At 66.2% G+C, this 17,544-nt stretch carries 21 protein-coding genes and 1 pseudogene; 18 read left to right on the plus strand and 4 right to left on the minus strand.

Translation table 11 applies throughout. From position 1 onward, the window contains the following. Nucleotides 1–2: 2 nt before the first annotated feature. Nucleotides 3–221 (minus strand): DUF6116 family protein, encoded by a 219-nt coding sequence (locus tag V7060_RS08810; RefSeq protein WP_334178859.1) that lies wholly within the window; start codon nucleotides 219–221, stop codon nucleotides 3–5. A gap of 173 nt (nucleotides 222–394) precedes the next feature. On the opposite strand from V7060_RS08810, the gene V7060_RS08815 reads away from it, so the two are divergent. The 7 genes from V7060_RS08815 (at nucleotide 395) to V7060_RS08845 (ending at nucleotide 7,140) form a co-directional block, all read left to right on the plus strand. Beyond that, the gene (locus tag V7060_RS08815; protein WP_334178860.1) at nucleotides 395–1,210 is read left to right on the plus strand and encodes a glycine zipper 2TM domain-containing protein; all 816 of its coding nucleotides are present in this window, start codon (nucleotides 395–397) and stop codon (nucleotides 1,208–1,210) included. A 147-nt stretch (nucleotides 1,211–1,357) separates the two neighbouring features. Further along, on the plus strand, nucleotides 1,358–2,521 hold the full coding sequence (locus tag V7060_RS08820; protein WP_334178861.1) for an acyl-CoA dehydrogenase family protein: 1,164 nt from the start codon (nucleotides 1,358–1,360) through the stop codon (nucleotides 2,519–2,521). A 91-nt stretch (nucleotides 2,522–2,612) separates the two neighbouring features. After that, complete coding sequence (locus tag V7060_RS08825) at nucleotides 2,613–3,164, plus strand: GNAT family N-acetyltransferase (protein ID WP_334178892.1); 552 nt, start codon at nucleotides 2,613–2,615, stop codon at nucleotides 3,162–3,164. After that, nucleotides 3,161–3,649: a hypothetical protein gene (locus V7060_RS08830; RefSeq protein ID WP_334178862.1), complete on the plus strand. Its 489-nt coding sequence runs from the start codon at nucleotides 3,161–3,163 to the stop codon at nucleotides 3,647–3,649. The genes V7060_RS08825 and V7060_RS08830 overlap by 4 nt, the downstream gene beginning before the upstream one ends. Beyond that, nucleotides 3,639–4,307, plus strand: a complete 669-nt coding sequence (locus V7060_RS08835; RefSeq protein ID WP_334178863.1) for a glutathione S-transferase family protein — start codon at nucleotides 3,639–3,641, stop codon at nucleotides 4,305–4,307. The genes V7060_RS08830 and V7060_RS08835 overlap by 11 nt, the downstream gene beginning before the upstream one ends. Continuing rightward, a complete protein-coding gene (locus V7060_RS08840) occupies nucleotides 4,304–6,565 on the plus strand; it encodes a thiamine pyrophosphate-dependent enzyme (RefSeq protein ID WP_334178864.1) in 2,262 nt (753 codons plus the stop codon). Before V7060_RS08835 ends, V7060_RS08840 begins: the two co-directional genes overlap by 4 nt. Before the next feature lie 29 nt (nucleotides 6,566–6,594). After that, entirely contained in the window at nucleotides 6,595–7,140 is a 546-nt protein-coding gene (locus V7060_RS08845; protein WP_334178865.1) for an NADPH-dependent FMN reductase, read from the plus strand. 62 nt (nucleotides 7,141–7,202) lie between these two features. Here V7060_RS08845 and ubiM read toward each other — a convergent pair whose 3' ends face one another. Beyond that, nucleotides 7,203–8,432, minus strand: a complete 1,230-nt coding sequence (gene ubiM / locus V7060_RS08850; protein ID WP_334178866.1) for a 5-demethoxyubiquinol-8 5-hydroxylase UbiM — start codon at nucleotides 8,430–8,432, stop codon at nucleotides 7,203–7,205. A gap of 88 nt (nucleotides 8,433–8,520) precedes the next feature. Further along, a complete protein-coding gene (locus V7060_RS08855) occupies nucleotides 8,521–9,384 on the minus strand; it encodes a folate-binding protein (protein WP_334178867.1) in 864 nt (287 codons plus the stop codon). Nucleotides 9,385–9,423: 39 nt separating this feature from the next. On the opposite strand from V7060_RS08855, the gene V7060_RS08860 reads away from it, so the two are divergent. From V7060_RS08860 to V7060_RS08910, 11 genes and pseudogenes are all read left to right on the plus strand, one after another. Beyond that, complete coding sequence (locus tag V7060_RS08860; protein ID WP_334178868.1) at nucleotides 9,424–9,609, plus strand: DUF1674 domain-containing protein; 186 nt, start codon at nucleotides 9,424–9,426, stop codon at nucleotides 9,607–9,609. 59 nt (nucleotides 9,610–9,668) lie between these two features. Next, the gene (gene sdhC, locus V7060_RS08865) at nucleotides 9,669–10,061 is read left to right on the plus strand and encodes a succinate dehydrogenase, cytochrome b556 subunit (protein ID WP_334178869.1); all 393 of its coding nucleotides are present in this window, start codon (nucleotides 9,669–9,671) and stop codon (nucleotides 10,059–10,061) included. Then, nucleotides 10,058–10,441, plus strand: a complete 384-nt coding sequence (gene sdhD, locus V7060_RS08870; RefSeq protein ID WP_334178870.1) for a succinate dehydrogenase, hydrophobic membrane anchor protein — start codon at nucleotides 10,058–10,060, stop codon at nucleotides 10,439–10,441. The genes sdhC and sdhD overlap by 4 nt, the downstream gene beginning before the upstream one ends. A 5-nt stretch (nucleotides 10,442–10,446) precedes the next feature. Next, complete coding sequence (gene sdhA, locus V7060_RS08875) at nucleotides 10,447–12,237, plus strand: succinate dehydrogenase flavoprotein subunit (protein ID WP_334178871.1); 1,791 nt, start codon at nucleotides 10,447–10,449, stop codon at nucleotides 12,235–12,237. Between the two features lie 106 nt (nucleotides 12,238–12,343). Continuing rightward, nucleotides 12,344–13,126: a succinate dehydrogenase iron-sulfur subunit gene (locus V7060_RS08880; RefSeq protein ID WP_334178872.1), complete on the plus strand. Its 783-nt coding sequence runs from the start codon at nucleotides 12,344–12,346 to the stop codon at nucleotides 13,124–13,126. A 4-nt stretch (nucleotides 13,127–13,130) separates the two neighbouring features. Next, nucleotides 13,131–13,562, plus strand: coding sequence for an MAPEG family protein (locus V7060_RS08885; RefSeq protein WP_334178873.1), 432 nt, complete (start codon nucleotides 13,131–13,133; stop codon nucleotides 13,560–13,562). Beyond that, a complete protein-coding gene (locus V7060_RS08890; protein ID WP_334178874.1) occupies nucleotides 13,559–13,807 on the plus strand; it encodes a succinate dehydrogenase assembly factor 2 in 249 nt (82 codons plus the stop codon). Before V7060_RS08885 ends, V7060_RS08890 begins: the two co-directional genes overlap by 4 nt. Then, nucleotides 13,758–14,213: a hypothetical protein gene (locus V7060_RS08895; RefSeq protein ID WP_334178875.1), complete on the plus strand. Its 456-nt coding sequence runs from the start codon at nucleotides 13,758–13,760 to the stop codon at nucleotides 14,211–14,213. Before V7060_RS08890 ends, V7060_RS08895 begins: the two co-directional genes overlap by 50 nt. Before the next feature lie 4 nt (nucleotides 14,214–14,217). Beyond that, nucleotides 14,218–15,465, plus strand: a complete 1,248-nt coding sequence (locus V7060_RS08900; protein ID WP_334178876.1) for a lipoprotein-releasing ABC transporter permease subunit — start codon at nucleotides 14,218–14,220, stop codon at nucleotides 15,463–15,465. Next, nucleotides 15,458–16,165, plus strand: coding sequence for a lipoprotein-releasing ABC transporter ATP-binding protein LolD (lolD, locus tag V7060_RS08905; protein ID WP_334178877.1), 708 nt, complete (start codon nucleotides 15,458–15,460; stop codon nucleotides 16,163–16,165). Before V7060_RS08900 ends, lolD begins: the two co-directional genes overlap by 8 nt. A 367-nt stretch (nucleotides 16,166–16,532) precedes the next feature. Then, nucleotides 16,533–16,890: pseudogene (locus tag V7060_RS08910) on the plus strand (transposase); the annotation flags it as partial. Between the two features lie 138 nt (nucleotides 16,891–17,028). Here the strand turns inward: V7060_RS08910 and V7060_RS08915 are convergent. Next, on the minus strand, nucleotides 17,029–17,376 hold the full coding sequence (locus tag V7060_RS08915) for a hypothetical protein (RefSeq protein ID WP_334178878.1): 348 nt from the start codon (nucleotides 17,374–17,376) through the stop codon (nucleotides 17,029–17,031). Nucleotides 17,377–17,544 lie beyond the last annotated feature (168 nt).

Here is a 17,544-nt window from a genome sequence, read left to right on the forward strand (position 1 = left end):
CATCAGTGCTTGGATGGCTCGATCGACGGCGCCGGTTCCTTGCGCCGCTTCCAGTTGGCCAGCAGCAGTGTGCCGAGGCCGAACAGGATCTCGTCCACGAACGGAAACGGATCGGGGATGACCAGGGTGACCAGAAACAGGCAGGCCGTGATCTTGAACAAGGTCGGATAGCGCAGTTTCCGTGCCCAATCGAGCAGTGGCAGGAGCAGGGGGTTGGCCATGGCGGCGATACTCTCTGAAGACTTGAACCGCCGCCACGCTAGCATGATCGTCGCGTCGCGGAAGCGTTCATTTTCCGTTCGCTTTCATGCGCATTCGCGGGTGCTTTGTTCAGCTTGGCAATGGTGCAATGATGACCAAGATGAATCGGGGACAGCCCGACTTGGAGGCAGCGATGAAGAGCAATACCACTACGATCCTGGTCGCCGTCGGCGCGCTGCTGGTGGGTGGCGTCGCCACCGCCGCGTTCCTCAAGGGGGGCGACAAGAGTCCTTCGGAGCAGGGCGGCCTGGTGACGGCAGCCGACGGCACGCTGGTCGCGGATGACGTGGCAGCCAACGGCAACGAAATCCCGACGGGCACGCTGCAGTACGCCACGGTGGTGAAGGCCGATCCGATCACCAGTTCGGAGAAGTTGTACGCCACGGTGATCGGCACGGAGGCCGTCCGTGAAACCACCCACACCAGCACGCCGCGCGAGGTCTGCCAGGACGTGGTGGTGCAGGAGCGCCTGCCCGAGCGCGACGGGAACGTCGGCGGCACGGTGGCAGGTGCGGTGATCGGCGGCCTGATCGGCAACCAGGTCGGCGGCGGCAACGGCAAGAAGGCGGCGACGGTTGCGGGCGCCGTGGCAGGCGGCGCCATCGGCAACCAGGTCGACAAGCGCCATGTGGGTGGCAGGGTCGTCAACCGCACCGAGCGCCAGTGCCACACCGAGAACGCGACGTCCGAGTCCTCGCGTGTGACCGGCTACAACGTCACCTACCGCAATCCGGACGGCACCACGGGCACCATGCGGATGGACAGCAAGCCGGGTTCGCGGATCGCGATGGGTACCACCGACAAGGTGATCGGCTACGACGTGACCTACCGTTTCGATGGCCAGGACAAGACCATCCGCCTGGACCAGAAGCCGGGTGACCGTCTGCCGGTCATCGACGGCCAGGTGGTGACGCAGACCGCCAGCGTCGACGCCCCCGGCAAGGGCTGACGCGCCGGCCCTGCAAGGGCCTGCATTTCAACGTGGCACCCCGCAAAGGCCGGCGTTTCGCCGGCCTTTGCTTTGCGGACTGGCGCTTACCGATGCCGAGGGCCGCCGCATACAATGCGGTGAATATCCGACTCCGGTTGAAGTGCAATGGCCCTGAATCCGTACGACCTGTTCGATGTCCGTTCCCTGCTGAGCGAGGAGGAGCGCGCCGTGCAGGATGCGGTGGCCCGCTTTACCGATGAGCGCGTGCGTCCCATCATCGGCGACGCCTTCGACCAGGGCCGGTTCCCGAAGGAACTGGTGCAGGAGATCGCCGAACTGGGCCTGCTCGGTTCCTCGCTGCCCGAGAAGTACGGCTGCGCTGGCCTCAATGCGGTCAGCTACGGCCTGATCTGCCAGGAGCTGGAGCGTGGCGACAGCGGCATCCGCAGCTTCGTCAGCGTGCAGTCCTCGCTGTGCATGTATCCCATCTATGCCTATGGCAGCGAAGAGCAGCGCGAGCGCTGGTTGCCCAACATGGCCGCGGGCAAGGTCATTGGCTGTTTCGGCCTGACCGAGCCGCACGGTGGCTCCGACCCCGCCAACATGAAGACGAACGCCCGTCGCGATGGCGACGACTGGGTGATCAACGGCTCCAAGATGTGGATCACCAACGGCAACCTCGCCGACATCGCCATCGTGTGGGCGCAGACCGACGACGGCATCCAGGGTTTCCTCATCGAGAAGGGTACGCCAGGGTTCACCGCGCAGGAGATAAAGCACAAGATGAGCCTGCGTGCGTCGGTGACCAGCGCGCTCTTCTTCGACAACGTGCGCCTGCCAGACAGCAGCCGCCTGCCGAACGTCAAGGGACTCAAGGGTCCGCTGGGCTGCCTGACGCAGGCCCGCTACGGCATCACCTGGGGACCGATCGGCGCAGCCATCGCCTGCCTGGACGAAGTGCTGGCCTATACCAAGGAGCGCATCCTGTTCGACCGGCCCGTGGCGGCCACGCAGAGTGCGCAGATCAAGATGGCCGAAATGGCCCGCCGCATCACCCTGGCGCAGTTGCTGTCGCTGCAGCTCGGCCGTTTGAAGGATGCAGGCACCATGGCCCCGTCGCAGGTCTCGCTGGCGAAGTGGAACAACTGTCGCATGGCGATCGACATCGCGCGCGAGTGCCGCGACCTGCTCGGCGGCGCCGGCATCACCACCGAGCACGCCGCCATCCGCCACGCGCTGAACCTGGAGTCGGTGATCACCTACGAAGGCACGGAAACCGTGCACCAGTTGGTGATCGGCCGTGAACTGACGGGCATCAACGCGTTCTGACATCGACCGCTCCCGGAATTGGGAGCGGATGCAGCGGAAGTCGAGCGTCGTCGCTCATGTCTGGTCATTCCGATGGGATGGTGCGGTATCGATGGACCTTTCCGATCTCCAGCTTGAAACCCCGCGCCTGCTGCTGCGCCTGCCGCGGCGGGACGATTACGAAGCCTGGGCGGCGTTTGGCGCCGATGAGGAAGCCACGCGCTACATCGGCGGCGTTTCCGCGCGTTCGCCCGCATGGCGCAGTCTGGCGGCAACGCTGGGCAGCTGGCATCTGCAGGGGTTCGGCATGTTCTCTGTGATCGAGAAGGCGAGCGGTCGCTGGGTAGGGCGCGTAGGCCCCTGGCAGCCCGAGGGTTGGCCGGGAACGGAAGTGGGCTGGAGCATCGCACGCGAGGCCTGGGGGCGGGGCTATGCGCCGGAGGCCGCCGCGGCGAGCATCGACTGGGCGTTCGATCGTCTGGGCTGGGACGAGGTCATCCACACCATCGACCCGGCCAACGCCAACTCGAAAACCGTCGCCGCCAAACTGGGTTCGACCTACCAACGGATGGGCCGGCTGCCCGAACCGCATCACGAGAAGCCCGTCGAGGTCTGGGGCCAGACGCGCGCGCAGTGGCAAGCGGACAGGGCATCGCATCCGTGAGCCAGACCTCCGCACTGCATGCAGGCCTGCAACATGCCTTGCCTGAGTTGGTGCGGACCTTCCGCGATCCCTGGTGGATCATCGGCAGCGCGGCGATGGCGCTGGCCGGCACACCCGACATCGCGCCGCAGGATATCGATGTGCTGTGCAGTCGCGACGACGCGCACCGGTTGCAGGCGGCATGGACGCCGCACGCCGATCTCGCTTACCGCCCGCAGGATGAGGCGCGTTTCCGCTCCGCGTTCGCGCGCTTCACGCACCTGCCGATGCCGCTGGAAGTGATGGGCGGCCTGGAGGTGATGACGGTGGAGGGCTGGCGTCCGCTGCAGGTGCTGGACGACACCAGCATCGGGTTCGGTGGCCTTGCCATCCGCGTGCCGACCTTTGCGGAACAGCGACGCATCTTCACTCTGTTCGGTCGCCCGAAAGACCTCGCCAAGGCCGCCCGCATCGCCGTGTTCCAAGAGGATCGCCATGTCGTTTGAAGCCGTCACCGTCCATGGCATGTCCACATCGGGCAACTGCCACAAGGTGCGCCTGCTGCTGGAGCAGCTGGGTTGTCCTTACACATGGATCGAAGTCGACAGCGCCAACGGCGCGACGCGCACGCCGGCGTACCTGGCGAAGAATCCCAACGGCAAGGTGCCGATGCTGGAGCGCGCCGACGGCGGCATCCTCGTCGAATCGAATGCCATCCTGTGCTGGCTGGCCGAGGGGAGCGAATGCCTGCCCACCGATCCTTGGCGGCGTGCGCAGGTGTTGAGCTGGCTGTTCTTCGAACAGTACAGCCACGAGCCGTACATCGCGGTGGCGCGCTTCATCCGCGGCTGGACGCCGGTGGATTCCCCGCGCCGCGCCGACCTGCCGCGGCTGATCGAGCGCGGAGGGCAAGCATTGGCGGTGATGGAAAACCATCTGCGAAACGCGGCGTGGTTTACCGGCGATGCCTACGGCGTGGCCGACATCGCACTGTTCGCCTACACCCATTGCGCGGAAGACGGCGGCTTCGACCTGTCCACGTACCCCCGCATCACCGACTGGCTGGCGCGCGTGCGCGCCACGCCAGGATTTGTCCCCATGCCTGGCGTCAGCGACGAAGTCGCGACACGCCTGGCGTTTTCCCGATCCAGAGCGAACACATGACTGCCAACCCGATTCCGGCCCGCATGAAGGGCCTCAACCGTGCCGAGATCTGTGACCAGAACTTCATCGAGTTCGTGAAGGAGTGGAACGGGCACGCGGGTGCGAAACCCGCGGCCGGCGACGCCGTCCTGCCCGGCAGCGCGCTGGACGCGACCAGCTTCATCGAACTGCTGGAATCGCAGTTGATCTCGCGCCACCTCGACCTGATGGCGCGCGTGCTGCGCGTGCAGAACAAGGTCTTCTACACCATCGGTTCGTCGGGCCACGAGGGCAACGCGATGGTCGCGCGGCTCACCCGCCACACCGACCCGGCGTTCCTGCACTACCGCTCCGGCGGCTTCATGGCCGAGCGCTTCCGCAAGCTGCCCGGCATGGACCCGATCATGGACTCCGCGCTGTCGTTCGCGGCCAGCGCCGAGGACCCGGCCAGCGGCGGCCGCCACAAGGTGTGGGGCAGCAAGCCGCTGTGGGTGCTGCCGCAGACCTCGACGATCGCCTCGCACCTGCCGAAGGCGCTGGGCACGGCGGTGGCCATCGAGCAGGCACGCCGCATCGGCCATGTGTCGCCGATCCCCGAGGACAGCATCGCGATCTGTTCGTTCGGGGACGCGTCGAGCAACCATGCGACCGCGCAGACCGCCTTCAATGCCGCGGCCTGGACGGCTTACCAGAAGCTGCCGGCGCCGGTGCTGTTCGTCTGCGAAGACAACGGCATCGGCATTTCGGTGAAGACGCCGGAAGGCTGGATCGGCCGCAATTTCCGCGACCGCAAGGACCTGGACTACTTCCATGCCGATGGCCTGGACCTGGCGACCGGCTACGGCCAGGTGCAGGCGGCGGTCGAGCACTGCCGGCGCACGCGCCGCCCGACCTTCCTGCACCTGCGCACCACGCGCATCATGGGTCATGCGGGTACCGACTTCGAGATCGAATGGCGCCCGCTGGAAGAACTGTGTGCGGTGGAGGCGACCGATCCGCTGCTGCGCTCGGCGGCGATCGCGCTCGAGTCCGGCCTGATGTCGAAGGACGCACTGCTGGGCCTGTACGAAACCACGCGCAAGCGCTGTTTCGCCGCCGCCGAAGATGCCGACCGTCGGCCGCGCATCACCACGCTGGAGCATGTCATGGCGCCGCTGGCGCCGTACACGCCCGACGCCGTGGCGAAGGAAGCGGTGCGCACCGCGCCACACGAAAAGCGCGTCGCGGCGTTCGGCAGCGAGGAGAAACTGCCGGAGAAGTTGCCGCCGCGCCATCTGGCGATCCAGATCAACAACGCGCTGCACGACCTGTTCTGCAAGTATCCGGAGACGTTGCTGTTCGGCGAGGACGTGGCGCAGAAGGGGGGCGTGTACACGGTGACCAAGGGCCTGCAGAAGGCGTTCAAGGGCACGCGCGTGTTCAATACGCTGCTCGACGAGACCATGATCCTCGGCCTGGCACAGGGCTACGCGAACCTGGGCATGCTGCCGATCCCGGAAATCCAGTACCTGGCGTACTTCCACAACGCCTGCGACCAGATCCGCGGCGAAGCGGCCAGCCTGCAGTTCTTCAGCAACAACCAGTACCGCAACCCGATGGTGGTGCGCATGGCGGGCCTCGGCTACCAGCGCGGCTTCGGCGGCCACTTCCACAACGACAACTCGATCACTGCGCTGCGCGACATCCCGGGCCTGGTCGTGGGCTGCCCGTCGCGTGGCGACGATGCGGCCACCATGCTGCGTACGCTGGCCGCGCTGGCGAAGGTGGACGGGCGCGTGACGGTGTTCCTGGAACCCATCGCGCTGTACATGACCAAGGATCTGCATGAAGCCGGCGACGGCCAGTGGCTGTTCCCGTATCCCGCGCAGGACGAGGCGATGCCACTGGGCGAAGGCCGGGTGTACGGCGAGGATGCGGACGACCTGGTCATTTTCAGCTACGGCAACGGCGTGCCGATGAGCCTGCGTGCGGCGCGCAGCATCGAGAAGCAGCATGGCTGGAAGGTGCGCGTGGTCGACCTGCGCTGGCTGGTGCCGCTCAACGAGGCGTTCATCGCCAGGCAGGCGGCATCGGCCAAGCGCATCCTGGTCGTCGACGAAGGCCGCCATGCGGCAGGCGTGGGCGAGGGCGTCATCACCGCCATCGCGGAGGCGGGCTACCGTGCGCGACCGTTCCAGCGCGTGGTCGGTGCGGACACCTACACTCCGTTGGCCGGCGCCGCCTTCCTGGTGCTGCCGGGCGATGAGGATATCGTCGCAGCGGCTGGCCGGCTGGCATGATGGCCGTCCCCACACGCTGAGGAATGGACATGTCCACGCCCCGCATCGGCCTCATCGTCGGCAGCCTGCGTGCCGGCTCCTACAACCGGCAGCTCGCACGCGCCACGCAGGCGTTGGCGGGCGACCGCTTCGTGTTCGAAGAGATCGGCATCGCCGACCTGCCGCTGTACGACCAGGACGACGACGTTGATTTCCCTGCGGCGGGCCTGCGTTTCAAGCAACAGGTGGAAGCCTGCGACGCGCTGTTGTTCATCACGCCGGAATACAACCGGTCCATCCCGGGCGTGCTGAAGAACGCCATCGATGTCGGCTCGCGGCCGGGCGGAAGCAATTCGTTCGGCGGCAAGCGGGCCGGCGTGATCGGCACATCGCCGGGCGCGCACGGCACGGTGTCGGCCCAGCAGCACCTGCGCAACGTGCTGGCCGCGGTCGATGTCGCGGTGTTGCCGCAGCCCGAGATCGCCATCCAGTACCGCGAAGGCCAGATCGACGCCGATGGCGCCATCGCCGACGAGCGCCTGCGCAGGCGGCTGCAGTCGTTCCTCGACCGCTTCGAGGCCTGGCTCGGCGCGTAGCGTGCGCCGCGCGCGCGAATTCGGTCGGGCGATGGTTGGCGTGGTCGTGCGCGTGGCGCACGCTACGGTCGGAGCAGTGCCAGGCCATCGCGCAGGCGCTGCAGCGGATGCCGATCCAGGGGCCGTTCGTCGGCCAGCGTACGCGCCAGCACGCGCCGGAACGGAGTGAGCCGGCGGCCTGCGCGCAGCACGGTTTCGCGCACGACGCGCGCGGGCGCGCGGTCGTTCGTATACAACTCCACGATCGCGCGCGTGGCCAGATAAAGCGGCCGTGAACCGCGACGATGACGCCGCTCGTAGCGCGCCAGCCCTTCCACGCATCCCAGGTCGCCGCCCGTGCGCAGCGCTTCGCGCGCCATGTTGGCCAGCCGTTCCACGCTGGCCAGTCCCAGGTTGAAGCCGTGCGCCGTGACCGGATGAATGCCGACCGCCGCGTCGCCCACCAGTGCGAAGCGGCGGCCGACGAAGCGGCGTGCGTACACGCCCACCAGCGGATAGACGTGCCGACTGCTTTCCAGCCGCATGTGGCCCAGACGGTGGCCGTAACGCTGCTCCATCTCGCGTGCGAATGCATCCACGTCCAGTGCCGCGAGACGTTTCGCCGCGCTGTCGGGCAGGGTGACGACCACGGAAGCCTGGTGTTCCTGCAGCGGCAACAGCGCCAGTGTCTGGCCGTGGCCGAACCATTCCCAGGCAACCCCCTGGTGCGGCTGCTCATGGTGCATGCGGCAGACCAGCATGCTCTTGCCGAAGTCGTACTGGTCGGCGCCGATGCCCATCGCGCGGCGCGTCTCCGAGAAACGGCTGTCGGCCGCGACCAGGAGCGGTGCTTCCAGGCGCAGGCCGTCGCCCAGCGTGACGCAGGCCTGGTCGTCGGTCGTGCGGACCGTGTGGACCCGCGCGCTGTCGAACAGGTCCAGGCCGGGCAGGTCACACACGGCTTTCCATGCCGCTTCGCGGATGTGGTGGTTCGGCACCAGCATGCCCAGCGCCGGCTTGCCGGCCAGTTCGGCATCGATGCGCATGTCGCGCAGGCAATCGCCCTCCATCACGCGCGCGGCGCGTAACGGCGAGCAGGCCTCCGCGGGCAGGTGCCGCCAGATGCCGAGGTCGCCAAGCAGCCGCATCGACGCATGCGTCAGCGCGATCTCGCGCCCATCGAAGGCGGGTTCGGCGATCGCCGCGCGTGGCTGGCGTTCCACCAGCGCCACCTTCAGGCCGAGGTCGCATAGCGCCTTCGCGAGGCAGAGGCCGGCGGGTCCGGCGCCGATGATGATGACGTCATGATGCATGGGCATGCTTCCTGCTCGGGTACGCGGGCAGTCTAGGTCGCCGTGGAACGGCGTCATTGACGTGGATCAATCGCCGCGCGGAAACGACTCAGCGACGCAGGCCATCCAGCAGGGCTTGCCGCTCAAGTGGATGGCCATCGGCGACAAGACCGGTGCCGGCGTGCTCCAACGGCATCACGGCCAGCAGCACGCTGCCAGCGCCAGCGGGTGCGATGCAGGCGACTTCGCCGACATCGCGCTCGCCCTCACGGACCGGGATGCCGTCGGCAATCATGCCTTCCGCCAGGAAGCACTGCAGGGAGCGCTTGGCCTTGCCGAGGAAGTGCGTGCGGGCGACGATTTCCTGCCCGGGGTAGCAGCCTTTCTTGACGCTGTAGGCGGACAGGCGATCCAGCGCCAGTTGCTGCGGTGTCCACTGTTCGCGCTGCGAAGCGGACAGCCGGGGGAGGCCATGGCGCAGGTCGGCGGCTCGCCATGCCGACTGCGATGCCGCATCTCCTTCAGCCGACGGACCGATGCGCCATGCCCTTGGTCCGCCTTCGCCACCGACGTCCAGTTCGAGCACGCCGTCGGTGTCGTCGAGCAGCGCACCGCGGGCACGCGCGGGGTGCGCAAACGCACCATTGACGGCGATGCCGGCCGGGATTCCGATCTTCAACTTTCGTCTGAACACGAACCGCCGCAGACTCTCGACGAACGCATCGGCGGGATAATCGGGCAGCACCAGCCACAGGTCATCCGTGGTTCGCCTGGCGAGCGCGAACACCGCAATCACCCGTCCCTTGGGCGTCAGCCACGCATTCCACTGCCACTGCCCAGGGGCCAGCGCAGCCACGTCGTTGGCGAACTGGGCGTGGGCGAATGCCTCGGCATCCGGGCCTTCCAGCGCGACCAATGCGTGGTCTGGCAGGGCGAAAACCGGTGGACTGGTACGGGAAAGGTTGTCAGCCAAGGGGGCGGGGATTAAAATTTTGTGCGTTGCGAGACCGCCATGATAGGTCAAACTCCCCCGATTCCCGACCACGATCCCGGAACACAGCCATCCGATACCTCGCCGCCCACGCCGGGCGAAGGTACGGGAGATGCGGCCGTGCAGAAGGAGATCGGTGGCCGCAACGGGCCTGAGCCCACGCGGTACGGGGATTGGGAAAAGAACGGGCGCTGCATCGATTTCTGAGCAGTGCGCGAACAGCCAACGCGGTCCTGACCGCCCAGCCGAGACAACGAGCGCAACGAATGGCGACTCCACAACGTCCGCTTTCCCCCCATCTGCAGGTCTACCGTTGGCAGATCCAGATGGTGACCTCCATCCTGCATCGTGCCACCGGCATCGTCCTCGCCGCCGGCGCCCTGCTGATCACTGCGGGCCTGCTGACGCTGGTGATCGGACCCGAAGCCTGGAACTGCTTCACCGCGTACGCGGGCGCCTGGTATGGCCAGCTGTTCCTGTTCGGCTGGACCTGGGCCTTCGCCTACCACCTGTGCAACGGCATCCGCCACATCGTGCAGGATTTCGCCATCGGCTACCGCATCGCCACGTTCGTGCGCAGCAGCTGGCTGTCGGTGATCGCCAGCCTGGTCATCACGGCGCTGGTGTGGGTCTACGTCCTGCTGGGAGGTGGCGCATGAGTGACTTCCGTACTCCCATCAAGAATGCGCGCGGCCTGGGTTCGGCGAAGACGGGCACCGAACACTTCGTCCACCAGCGCCTGACCGCCACCGCGCTGGTCGCGCTGACGATCTGGTTCCTGGTCTTCGTGCTCAGCCTGATCGGCGCCGACTACGTCACCGCCACCGCGGCGGTCGCCAAGCCGTGGAACGCGATACTGCTGGTCGGCTTCCTGGTCGCCATGTTCTGGCACGCCCAGCTCGGCCTGCAGGTCGTGCTGGAGGACTACGTGCACAACTCGCTGCTCGCCCTTGCGGTGCAGACCACCGTCAAATTCATTGCTGTGCTGGGCGCGCTCGTCAGCGTCTTCGCCGTGGCCCGCATCGCATTGGGGAACTGAGCACCATGTCCGCTTACAAGATCACCGAACACAAGTACGACATGGTCGTGGTGGGCGCCGGCGGTGCCGGCCTGCGCGCGACCTTCGGTCTTGCGGCCAAGGGCCTGCAGACCGTCTGCCTGACCAAGGTCTTCCCGACCCGATCGCACACCGTGGCGGCGCAGGGCGGTATTTCCGCCGCGCTCGGCAACATGGGCGAGGACGACTGGCGCTACCACTTCTACGACACCATCAAGGGTTCGGACTGGCTGGGCGACCAGGACGCCATCGAGTACATGTGCCGCGAGGCCATCCCGGCCATCATCGAGCTGGAGCACTACGGCGTGCCGTTCTCCCGCACCGAGGAGGGCAAGATCTACCAGCGCCCGTTCGGCGGCATGACGACCAAGTACGGCGAAGGCCCGCCGGCACAGCGCACCTGCGCCGCCGCCGACCGCACCGGCCACGCCATGCTGCACACGCTGTACCAGCAGTCGCTGGCGCACGATGCGCGCTTCATGGTCGAGTATTTCGCGCTGGACCTGATCTTCGACGAGGAAGGCGCCTGCCGCGGCGTGCTGGCGCTGGACATGGCCACCGGTACGTTGCACCTGTTCCGCGCCCACGGCGTGGTGCTGGCCACGGGTGGCTACGGCCGCGCGTACTTCTCGGCGACCTCCGCCCATACCTGTACCGGCGACGGCGGCGGCATGGTGATGCGGGCCGGCCTGCCGATGCAGGACATGGAGTTCGTGCAGTTCCACCCGACCGGCATCTACGGCGCGGGCTGCCTGATCACCGAGGGCGTGCGCGGCGAAGGCGGCATCCTGCGCAACAGCAACGGCGAGCGCTTCATGGAGCGCTACGCACCGCACTACAAGGACCTGGCCTCGCGCGACGTGGTCAGCCGTTCTATGACCATCGAGATCCGCGAAGGCCGCGGCGTCGGCGAGCACAAGGACCACATCCTGCTCGACCTGACCCACCTGGGTCCGGAAGTCATCAACGAGAAGCTGCCCGGCATCGCCGAGAGCGCCCACATCTTCGCCGGCGTGGACGTGACCAAGCAGCCGATCCCGGTCATCCCGACCGTGCACTACAACATGGGCGGCATCCCGACCAACTACCACGGCGAAGTCGTGCGCAAGGTTGGCGACAACCCGGACGCCGTGGTGCCGGGTCTGTACGCGATCGGCGAAGCCGCCTGCGTGTCGGTGCATGGTGCCAACCGCCTGGGTTCCAACTCGCTGCTCGACCTGGTGGTGTTCGGTCGCGCGGTCGCCAACCGCTGCGCCGAGACGATCAAGAGCGGTGCATCGCACAAGCCGCTCGCGGGCGATGCCTGCGACAAGGCGCTGTCGCACCTGGACAAGCTGCGCAACGCCAACGGCGACACGCCGACGTCGGTGATCCGCGACAACATGCAGCGCACGATGCAGGCCGATGCTGCCGTCTTCCGTACCAGCAAGACGCTGAAGGAAGGCTGCGACAAGATGGCCGACATCTTCTCCAGCTTCCAGGACGTCAAGGTCAGCGACCGCTCGCTGATCTGGAACTCGGACCTGATCGAGACCTACGAACTGCACAACCTGCTGCTCAGCGCGGTCGCCACGATCAACTCGGCCGAACAGCGCCACGAAAGCCGCGGCGCGCACGCGCACGAGGACTTCCCGGAGCGCGACGACGTCAACTGGCAGAAGCACACGCTGGTCAACGTCGCCGACGACGGCACGTGCAGCTTCGATTTCCGCCCTGTGCACATGTACACGCTCAGCAAGGACGTGGACGTGGTGCCGCCCAAGCCGCGCGTTTATTGAAGCCGTGAATGGTGATTCGTGATGGGTGATTCGCCAGGCGCTCCACGTGCCGCGATCAGCTTCGTCGAATCACTAGTCACCCATCACGAATCACGGATCTAAAGCCATGGCCGAATTTTCCCTCCCGAAGAACTCGCGCGTCACCAAGGGCAAGCACTTCCCCGCGAAGGGCGCCCAGAACGTGCGCACCTTCAAGGTGTACCGCTGGAGCCCGGACGACGGCGCCAATCCGCGCACCGATACCTACGAGGTCGATCTCGACAAGTGCGGTCCGATGGTCCTGGACGCGCTGATCAAGATCAAGAACGAGATCGATCCCACGCTGACGTTCCGTCGTTCCTGCCGCGAGGGCATCTGCGGTTCGTGCGCGATGAACATCGACGGCACGAATACGCTGGCCTGCACCAAGGCCATCGGCGATTGCACCAAGGCGGAAGTGCCGATCTATCCGCTGCCGCACATGGACGTGGTGAAGGACCTGGTACCGGACCTGACCCACTTCTACGCGCAGTACGCGTCGATCAAGCCGTGGATCCGCACGCAGACCCCGGCACCGCCGGACCGCGAGCGCCTGCAGTCGCCGGAAGACCGCAAGAAGCTGGACGGCCTGTACGAGTGCATCCTGTGCGCGTGCTGTTCGACCAGCTGCCCGAGCTACTGGTGGAACGGCGAGCGCTACCTGGGTCCGGCGATCCTGTTGCAGGCCTACCGCTGGATCATCGACTCGCGCGACGAGGACACCGGTGCGCGCCTGGACGATCTGGAAGATCCGTTCAAGCTGTACCGCTGCCACACCATCATGAACTGCGCCCGGACCTGCCCGAAGGGCCTGAACCCGGCGCTGGCGATCGCCGAGATCAAGAAGCTGATGATGGCGCGCCGCGCCTGACCGCATGGGCGACGCATCCGCCACGGCGATCCTCTGGCCTGCGGTGGCGATGGCTGGCCTGACCTTCCTCGTGTGGATCAGGCTGTACCAGCTGCGCCTCGGCGAAATGGCGCGCAAGCGCATCGATGCGCAGGACCTCGCCAGCGTGTCCGATTCGGTGCGTTTGCTGGTCGACACGCGCGCATCGGACAACTTCCGCAACCTGTTCGAGCTGCCGGTGCTGTTCTACGCCGGCGTGCTGCTGGCGGCACAGCTCGGTGTCTCGGATCTCGCATCGCTCGCGCTGGCCTGGGCCTTCGTGGGTCTGCGCGCCGTGCACAGCCTGGTCCATTGCACCTGGAACCACGTCATGACCCGGTTCGTCGCCTATGCGCTGGCGACGCTGGTGTTGATCGCGTTCTGGGTGCGCCTCGCACTGGCATTGGCCGCGGCGTGAGCGACGATCCCGAACTCAAGCGCATCCGCTGGCGCTGCCGGCGCGGCATGCGCGAACTGGACCAGCTGTTCGGCCGCTATCTCGATCGTTGCTGGGCGACCGAATCCGAGCCACAACGCGTGGTTTTCCTACGCCTGCTGGATTGCGAGGACGATAAGCTCTGGCGCTGGTTCATGGGCTACGAGCACTGTCCCGATGCGGAACTCGCCGCGCTGGTCGAACGGATCCGTCAACTGCCGGCTTGAGTGGCGCCCGTCGCGCCTGCTGCAGACTGTGCTGATCGTGTTGGGTGTGCTGGCCGCCGTGTCGGTGCTGGCCAGCGAAATGCCGCGCCTGTTCGCCTGGCCGGTCGCCATCGCGTCATTCGGCTATGGCCTGTGGCAGGCGCGAAGCGAAGGGCGCAGGTGCCGCCCGGTCTTCTGGTTTCCCGGCAATGGGCGCCCGCCGACGGTCGACGGCGCGCCCATGGTGGACGCGCGCCTGCACTGGCGGGGATCGCTGGCGTTCCTGCGCTGGCGCGACCGAGCCGGTGGCCGCTGGCGCCACGCGGCCTGGTGGCCCGATACGCTGCCGGCCGCGCAGCGGCGTGAACTCCGGCTTGCTGCGGGCGACGGGGAAGCTGGGCGGCATCGGAGGGATCGGGCACCATAGGCCCATGTTCAAACCCATCCCTGTCGCCATCGGCCTGCGCTATCTCCGCGCCAAGCGCCGCAACGGTTTCATTTCCTTCATCTCGCTGGCCTCGGTCGTCGGCATCGCGCTGGGCGTGATGATCCTCATCACCACGCTGTCGGTGATGAGCGGGTTCCAGCGCGAGATCCGCGACCGCCTGCTGCAGGCCACCGCGCACGCCACGGTGATGGGCGCGGGCGAGGCCATGCACGACTGGCCGCACGCGACCAGGATCGCCATGGATGACCCGCGCGTCGCAGGCGCGGCGCCCTTCATCCACGTGCAGGCCATGCTGACCGGCAACGCCGACCCGCAGGGCGCGCTGGTGACGGGCATCCTGCCGGGCGAGGAACCCAAGGTCTCGGTGATCGGAGACAAGATGAAGACCGGCACGCTGGATTCGTTGAAGCCGGGCGAATTCCACATCCTGCTCGGGCAGGAGCTGGCGGCGTGGCTGCGTGTCGGTGTCGGCGACAGCGTCGTCGTGACCGCTGGCGACTTCCAGGGCACGCCGATGGGCGCGATGCCGAAGATCAAGCGCTTCACCGTCAGCGGCATCTTCTCGGTCGGCCACAACGACGTGGACCGCAACCTGGCGCTGGTGCACATGGGCGACCTGCAACGCGTGCTGCGCATGGGCGAGGGCGTGACCGGCGTGCGGCTGAAACTGCACGACATGTACCAGTCCTGGGAGGTCGCGCGCGACCTGGCGCTTCGTCTGCAGGGGCCGTACCGCATCAGCGACTGGACCAGCGAGAACGCCAACCTCTACCACTCGCTGAAGATGGAGAAGACGGTGATGGGCATCCTGCTGTCCTTCATCATCCTGATGGGCGCGTTCTCGCTGGTGAACTCGCAGGTGATGCTGGTCACCGACAAGCAGGCCGACATCGCCATCCTGCGTACGCTGGGCCTGACTCCGCGCGGCGTGATGCAGGTGTTCATGGTGCAGGGCGTGCTGATCGGCGTGATGGGCACCGTGCTGGGCGTGATCGGCGGCATCCTGCTGACGATCAACCTGGAATACATCCTCGCTGCCATCGAAGCAGTCTTCAAGGTGACGCTGCTGCCACCCGATGTGTACTACATCACCGGTCTACCCTACGAACTGAGTGGCAGCGAAGTGGTCATGATCGCCGCCGTCGCGCTGACGATGAGCTTCCTGGCCACGCTGTATCCGGCCTGGCGCGCCGCCCGCACCCAGCCCGCGGAGGCGCTGCGCTATGAATGATTCCATCCGTTCCGCGGTCGTCCATGCCGAATCGCTTGGCAAGACCTACGCCGAGGGTTCGCTGCGCACGCCGGTGTTCGACGGGCTTGAACTCAACGTACAGCCTGGTGAGACGGTCGCCATCGTTGGCGCATCCGGCGCGGGCAAGAGCACGCTGCTGCATCTGCTCGGTGGCCTCGATACGCCGACGGCGGGCGAGGTGTACGTGGCAGGGCAGAAGATGTCGTCGTTGTCCGATGCCGCGCGCGGCCAGTTGCGGAACAAGGCGCTCGGCTTCGTCTACCAGTTCCATCATCTATTGCCGGAGTTCACGGCGCTCGAGAACGTCATGATGCCGGTGATGCTGGGCGGTGCTGCCGCCAACGACGCGTCGGGCAAGGCGAGGGCACTGCTGGAAGCCGTGGGACTCGGTCATCGCCTGGCGCACAAGCCGGGCGAACTGTCCGGCGGCGAGCGCCAGCGTGCCGCCGTGGCGCGCGCACTGGTCAACCGGCCGGCCTGCGTTCTGGGTGACGAGCCTACCGGCAACCTCGACGAGAAGACCGCGGCGACCGTTTTCGATCTGATGCTGGATCTCAATCGTGCGCAGAAGACCAGTCTGGTGCTCGTGACCCACGACCGACGGTTGGCGCGGAGACTGGACCGTGTGCTGGAACTGCATGAGGGCAAGCTGCGCGAACTGGCGCACGATGCTGTCTGAATCCGGCGGCGCATTCACACGCGCCTCCGTTCGCCATTGCCCGCACGCGCGCGCCGCCTCCGCGTTCCGATCCACGCCGCCAGCCATGCCACCGGCAGGTAGGCGAACAGCAGATCGCAGGCCTCCAACCACGTGAGGCCGGAATCATGACGGCAGCCACGGTGTCGCTGCACAGGAACAGCGCGCCGATTGCCCGCGCGAACGGCGCTTTGCGGCTGCTGGCGATGCAGTAAGCAGCCAGCACGCCGGCGAGCGTACCCATCGCATGGGTGAGGAACGGGACGATGAAGCGTGTCGGTGCCAGCAGGGGCGTGGCAGGTTGCGATCCTTCTGCCGTGGTCATGTCTGCCCGCATCTGATGCCGTCGCTGCGGTCATCGAAAGGCATGGGTCCAACCTTCCAGGCGACGAGCCTGGCGCTGTCATCCGAGCTTGGCACGCGGACCCGGCAGCAGAACGCCAAACTGGTCGGTGTGGCCTCGATGAATCGCGACAGCGGCAAGACACATGGCAAGCGCAGGTCGCGCGCCCATACGCGTGGCGCTGTACACGGCCACGCTATCGGCCGTGCGCTGGGGTCCGGTGATGAAAGCGCATTATCAGCAGCTGCGCGAACGCGGGAGGTTGGCCAAAGTCGCGCTGGTGGCCTGCATGCGCAAGCTGCTGACGATCGTCAATGCGCGGCGCCGCGATGAGCTGACTGCCAGTGCCTCGATGGAGGCCTGACCACTCATCGGAAGAGAGCGTCTGAGTTAAGCCGCATTGCGCAGTGGCCGAGTTGCGGTGTAGCGTCAGTTTACACCGCAAGTGCGGCCACGAAGCAACGTAGGCTTGAACGAATTGTTGGATTTTCGCAACGGGAAGCTAAGGGATGTCAAATATTGTTTGCCAGTCTGGCGGGCCACCATTGTGGAATGACTCTCCACTATCTTCGTCACCATCCCACGCACCAATGAAATCCTCGGTCTGTCCTTCTGTCATGAAATGCGCAAGGTTGTATGGTCTTGGCATTTTGCGTCGGATGTAGTCGAGACGGTGCGAATCTTCTCGATCATGGAACGAGAATCCTTCAATCGTTGGGTTAGAAAGCTGGTCTATGTGCTCTTGAGACACAGAGAAAGACTCAATGTTGGCGTTTTTTGAGACAGACCTCTCCAGAAGCTCGGAATTGAATTGTGCGAGCTCAACTAAAACGGTAAGAAGCTCGACCAAGTCATAGCTCGAGCCCAAGTTGGCGTCACCACTCGCGGGTGCTCTGTACGAGATTAGCTCTCTTTGAGCGCGAAGCTGGAGTGTCGTCAGCTTAAGAGAGCTGGCTCGCTCTTGGGTTCACCCCCGTTTTCACGGACACTTACAAGAAGGCCGATCCAGGCCATGAGG

Source organism: Pseudoxanthomonas sp., assembly GCF_036845285.1.
Taxonomy (GTDB): domain Bacteria; phylum Pseudomonadota; class Gammaproteobacteria; order Xanthomonadales; family Xanthomonadaceae; genus Pseudoxanthomonas_A.

Bases quoted from the DNA above. Each gene is read 5' to 3' on its own strand.
- V7060_RS08810 (WP_334178859.1), bottom strand. From the start codon at position 221: ATGGCCAACCCCCTGCTCCTGCCACTGCTCGATTGGGCACGGAAACTG.
- V7060_RS08815 (WP_334178860.1), top strand. From the start codon at position 395: ATGAAGAGCAATACCACTACGATCCTGGTCGCCGTCGGCGCGCTGCTG.
- V7060_RS08820 (WP_334178861.1), top strand. From the start codon at position 1,358: ATGGCCCTGAATCCGTACGACCTGTTCGATGTCCGTTCCCTGCTGAGC.
- V7060_RS08825 (WP_334178892.1), top strand. From the start codon at position 2,613: ATGGACCTTTCCGATCTCCAGCTTGAAACCCCGCGCCTGCTGCTGCGC.
- V7060_RS08835 (WP_334178863.1), top strand. From the start codon at position 3,639: ATGTCGTTTGAAGCCGTCACCGTCCATGGCATGTCCACATCGGGCAAC.
- V7060_RS08840 (WP_334178864.1), top strand. From the start codon at position 4,304: ATGACTGCCAACCCGATTCCGGCCCGCATGAAGGGCCTCAACCGTGCC.
- V7060_RS08845 (WP_334178865.1), top strand. From the start codon at position 6,595: ATGTCCACGCCCCGCATCGGCCTCATCGTCGGCAGCCTGCGTGCCGGC.
- ubiM (WP_334178866.1), bottom strand. From the start codon at position 8,432: ATGCATCATGACGTCATCATCATCGGCGCCGGACCCGCCGGCCTCTGC.
- V7060_RS08860 (WP_334178868.1), top strand. From the start codon at position 9,424: ATGATAGGTCAAACTCCCCCGATTCCCGACCACGATCCCGGAACACAG.
- sdhC (WP_334178869.1), top strand. From the start codon at position 9,669: ATGGCGACTCCACAACGTCCGCTTTCCCCCCATCTGCAGGTCTACCGT.
- sdhD (WP_334178870.1), top strand. From the start codon at position 10,058: ATGAGTGACTTCCGTACTCCCATCAAGAATGCGCGCGGCCTGGGTTCG.
- sdhA (WP_334178871.1), top strand. From the start codon at position 10,447: ATGTCCGCTTACAAGATCACCGAACACAAGTACGACATGGTCGTGGTG.
- V7060_RS08880 (WP_334178872.1), top strand. From the start codon at position 12,344: ATGGCCGAATTTTCCCTCCCGAAGAACTCGCGCGTCACCAAGGGCAAG.
- V7060_RS08885 (WP_334178873.1), top strand. From the start codon at position 13,131: ATGGGCGACGCATCCGCCACGGCGATCCTCTGGCCTGCGGTGGCGATG.
- V7060_RS08895 (WP_334178875.1), top strand. From the start codon at position 13,758: ATGCGGAACTCGCCGCGCTGGTCGAACGGATCCGTCAACTGCCGGCTT.
- V7060_RS08900 (WP_334178876.1), top strand. From the start codon at position 14,218: ATGTTCAAACCCATCCCTGTCGCCATCGGCCTGCGCTATCTCCGCGCC.
- lolD (WP_334178877.1), top strand. From the start codon at position 15,458: ATGAATGATTCCATCCGTTCCGCGGTCGTCCATGCCGAATCGCTTGGC.